This window comes from Kitasatospora sp. NPDC002522, assembly GCF_053595195.1.
This window is the reverse complement of sequence record NZ_JBSFXE010000095.1, coordinates 1-4,372: the sequence shown is the minus strand read 5'-3', so window position 1 is coordinate 4,372 and position 4,372 is coordinate 1. Positions and strand designations below refer to the sequence as shown.

The window sequence follows — 4,372 nt, the reverse complement described above, 5'->3', positions numbered from 1 at the left end:
CCAGAGCTTGCCGCCGGAGAACGCGAGGACCTCCAGGCCGGAGGTGGTCGCGGTCAGGGCGAGCTGGCTCGGTGATGCGAGGGAGCCGACGACGGTGGAGATGTCCCGCCAGTCCTGCCGGCAGTGGTTCGTTGTCCTGGTTGATTGAGGCCAGTGGCGGTGCGGATCTCGTCTACGGGCCGTGAGCAGCGACTCGTCCTGATCGCGAACTACAGCTGGAGTAAAACGGCGGATGCCCCACCAGAACCTACTGGCGGGGCATCCGAAATATCACAGGGCGATCAACCCGGAATCGACTATCAGCTCAATTCCGAGAGCACGATGACGACCTCCGACGACTCGTCCGGGTCATCCCCGTAGACCTCAATCCGGTTCAGCTTCCTATCCACGGGAAGTTGGAGATTGACCGTGCCATTCGGATCATAGATCGCCAAGCTCGCTTGCGGCAGATTAATCTCACCCGAGAAGAGGATATTAAGCCCGTCAGGTACACGCGGCCCTGCCACACAGACCACACTGACAGGGCCACTGGCCGCCTGCTGAACCGAGATATACAGGGAATCCGGACCAGCATGGATCGGGTCGACCGAGGGATCCCAGGCGTCGTGTGCATCCGTGCTGTCCGGGGCCGACGCCACCAGCAGGCCATGGGCGAACCTGGCGACAGCGGCCCCGTGCAGGTCATCCCCCAGGGATGTCACGTTTGAAGATTGGAAAATCATACCATCCTCGTCCTAGTCCATTAACTACTCCGCCTTGCAGCAAAGAGCACGCCTTGCAGTGCGGATAGAGAGTCCAGGGTCCATTGGGGCTGACCTTGTAAGGGGGATTATGGTCGCCGGTCCAGTGCCCATCCTTATATCCGGAAACAGGATCCCCGCAGGCTGCACACCCATTCCTGTCGCCGAACTCGTTGATTATTTTCTGTTCGTGCGGAAGGGCCTTGTCGCCGCGCTCAGCACTGACTCCTTCAGCCGTCTGCCCCTTCAATCCGGGACCAAGGGTCAGATCACAGAGCCTTCCCTCGTCGATATTGTGCACAAGGACCGGGGTAGTGCCAGCCAGCACATAGTACGTGTGAAGGTCTGCGACGGTGAGGTTGTAGGCGGTCGTTGGGCCAGTGGCGTAGTTGGTGACATTGACGATTGTCAGGGTGCTGCCAGTATCGGTGCGGACCTTATCGCCTGCTTTGAGTTCGGCGGCGTCGGTCCACTGCTGGGTGCTGACGTCCCAGTAGGGGTGGTGCTGGGTCGATGTGAGAGTCGTTGAGACTCCGCCGGAGGCGGAATCGTCGGCCAGTACTACGTCGGTGAACTCGTGGTCGTCGGGGGTGGTGAAGGTGTTGGTGACGGTTTCGGGCAGTGTGGTGCCGTCCTCGGGGTCCGTGGCCTTGACCTGGTCGCCTAGGGCGAGTTGCTCGATGGGCTTGGTGGTTCCGTCGGCCAGGAGGACTAGGGTGCCGGCCGGGAAGCTGTTCCGGCAGCCACGCAGTAGGGATCGCAGACCATCGAGTAGGGAAGCCCGTTCCGCAGAGCGGACCGCACCAGCTACCGCCCCGCCCTCACCTCGAGTTCCGACAAACTGGAGCAGAGAGAATGTCGCCTGCCCACTTGCCTCGCCCGGCCTGCCCTCGCTGCACCCATTATAGATTTCCCCGATATCCCCAATGATTCCCATAGCATTGTGCGGATCCATAGGATTTAGCGCGCGAGTCTTGGCGTCTGCGTCCATGCATGATACCCATGACATTTCCCAGATGCAGCCGCGACTCGAAGAGTAGAGGGAGGGGATATAGCCGGCGAGTCCGGATCCCAGCTCGGTGACCTTATCCCAAAATCCCTTCTTGCCTTGACGAGCTGCACGGCCTCAGCTGGTTGAGGTTTGGCCGCATTGACTAATCGACAGGGATTATGCTCGGTCTCGCGCCCGCTCGCCGGGACTCCTATAAGATCACCGGACTTGCAACACCCCTGCGACGAGCCACCCCTTTGCGCTGCGCCCGTCCGCCGAGTTACCGTCAACTACTGCCGTCAAGATCCGCTGAAGGCCCATCAGGCACTGCCTGATGGGCCTTCAGGTTTGCGCTAACGGCATCTAGAAGCCGCGCAGCGCTACAGCAGCGTCAATTGCATTCCGAACTCCCTCAGAACAGCCACTCAGAGAGCCCTTCAGGCCTAGCTGCTGAGTGCACAAGGGTCACGACTCTCGCCGGAGGGTCTCCAGTTCACGAATCGGGAAGGTGATTCCACCCCATGCTTTTGAATATCCGGCAGTGCTGCCGCATTGAACCAGCACGTCGTCAGCCATGGCCACCACGCTGCGAATGAATGCACGGACGTCAACCCGGCCGCACCAGCGCAGACTCCCGCCGCCCCAGCGGCGGGACTCTGATTCCATGTCCGCGAATTGGACGACCTGCAAGTATGCCTCTTCGTCTGCTCCTGTAAGGAAAAGGAAGGTGCCCGCAGGCTCAGCAGGAAGGAAGGCTGTTGCCGAGCTTGACCCCAGTCGGAGGTCGATGGCTGCTTGCACCACCGAACCGAGACCATCACCAATGTATGTGGTGTGTACTTCGATGGTCTCTCGCGGAAACTGTAGAACTAGGTCCGCCGAGCCGCTGGCCCGCGCCATCTTCCAATGCAGAGAAATTTTTTCCATTTGCCATTACCTTGGATAGGCGGTACGTAGGGATCCGTCTGGATTGAGGACAACTTCGACGCTAGTTTCACCTCGAGATCCAACGGGGTAGCCGAAATCGTGCGTGTGAACTGTTCCGTCGCGAGGGCGCCCGGCCGCATCGGGATAATTCGGCCGCCCTGGCGTTTTTGCAGTTTCCGCAATCAACTCCCCAATTTCATCCAGGTCTGCAACATAATTGGAGAAGGTTGTGTTCCCCGGTGTCACTCCTGGACTTCCATCTACGTGCTCATTCAGCACGTGTTGCCAGCCCTCCCCAGTAAATAGATTGCAGTTGATGTTGTGAACCAGTACTGGCGTGGTACCTGCCAGTACATAGTACGTGTGAAGATCCGCGACAGTAAGGTTAAACATGTCTGCGGTGCCGTTCACGAGTGCAACGCCCCGAACGTACGCATGGGCATTCGCTGACGTTTCCAGCGCGTCGCCATTCGTCAATTTCCCAGCCGGGACCCACTTCTTCTGCGTGTCGTCCCAGAACGGGTGCCGTGCAGTCGTGTGGACGACCACGGACCTGCCGTCAGGGGTGCTGACGGTGAGGTCGATCAGGTCGTCGTCGTGATTGACATGAAGTGCCGTGACCTCCCGACTGCCAACGTGCTCGCCGGTTGTGGGATCGCCTGCCTCGACGTGATCGCCTATGGCGATGTCACCGATGGGCTTCGTCTCACCATCGTCAAGCAGCACGGGGGTGTCGGGAGAGAAGCTACAGCCGCTGACCTTGACCCCGACCCCTCCGAGCTTCACCCCGGCGTAGGCGGTGGCGGCGCCTGCCACTGTGCTGAGCGCCAGTGCTTCCTTGTCGGAGCAGTTGGTTGCACATTGCGAGGCGAATCCGGCCATTGCGCCGACGGCCAGGGCGCACCCTGCTCCCCCTGATTCCGGGCAGAGCGCCACCCCGACGAGGCCGACGACGAGTCCGGCGACGCTTCCCTTGGCTCCGTCCCAGAGGTCTTTCAGGGTCAGTGGGCCGTAGAGGGCGTCATCGGCATACCTCTGCAGCGCCGCGTATGCGCTGGTTCCTGGCACATTCCAGTCGTTGGGAGACTCCTTCATGATCAACTTTAGGTGATCGCGGAACTTCTTCAGGCGGTCCTGCGGGATCTGGTCCAGGATTGTTGTGGTGATCTTTTTGCCCTGATCGATCTGCTCCTGCCAGTGCTTACAGGCCTCGCTTTGGTCGCAGGGGACTTCTCCAGTTGTTCCCGGAGCCAGGGTCCCGTCGCTGCCGCCGTCCTGGCCTTCTACTCGATACAGGCCCGTCGGGTCGCTGAGGTTGACCGGGTCGTTGTTGCTGTAGGCGTAGCCGTTCCACTGCTGCGGGTCGCCGGCATCGAGGAGCGGGTCGAGGCTGAGGAATCGTCCGAGCGTGGGTTGGTATTCGCGGGCTCCGAGGTTGGTGAGGCCGGTGGTGTCGTCTTTGGTGCCGTTGACGAAGCCGTGGTCGCCTGCCCAGGTGGTGGGTTGGGTGCCGCGGGGGTTGCCGAAGGGGTCGGCGGGTCGGCGGGTCACTTGGAGTGTGGCCGAGTCGATGGCGATGGTGCCGGTGCCGTGGTGGTCGGAGATCTGATAGTTGAGGATGGTGGCGCCGGTGCGGACGGCGGTGATGCCATTGGGCATGGGGTAGTAGCGGGTGCCGGAGAGGCCGGTGGCGGGGTCGTAGGTGGCTTCGTCG

Annotated in this window: 4 protein-coding genes; all 4 read right to left on the bottom strand. The window is 61.1% G+C overall.

The window, feature by feature from the left end; genetic code table 11:
• Positions 1–299 precede the first annotated feature (299 nt).
• Positions 300–701, bottom strand: coding sequence for a hypothetical protein (locus ACWD4U_RS34550; RefSeq protein ID WP_363462231.1), 402 nt, complete (start codon positions 699–701; stop codon positions 300–302).
• A complete protein-coding gene (locus ACWD4U_RS34545; RefSeq protein WP_363462229.1) occupies positions 682–1,731 on the bottom strand; it encodes a polymorphic toxin-type HINT domain-containing protein in 1,050 nt (349 codons plus the stop codon). Before ACWD4U_RS34545 ends, ACWD4U_RS34550 begins: the two co-directional genes overlap by 20 nt.
• 465 nt (positions 1,732–2,196) lie before the next feature.
• Positions 2,197–2,658, bottom strand: coding sequence for a hypothetical protein (locus ACWD4U_RS34540; RefSeq protein WP_363462227.1), 462 nt, complete (start codon positions 2,656–2,658; stop codon positions 2,197–2,199).
• A gap of 6 nt (positions 2,659–2,664) precedes the next feature.
• The coding region (locus tag ACWD4U_RS34535) for a polymorphic toxin-type HINT domain-containing protein (RefSeq protein ID WP_363462225.1) at positions 2,665–4,372 on the bottom strand (1,708 nt) is incomplete at its 5' end.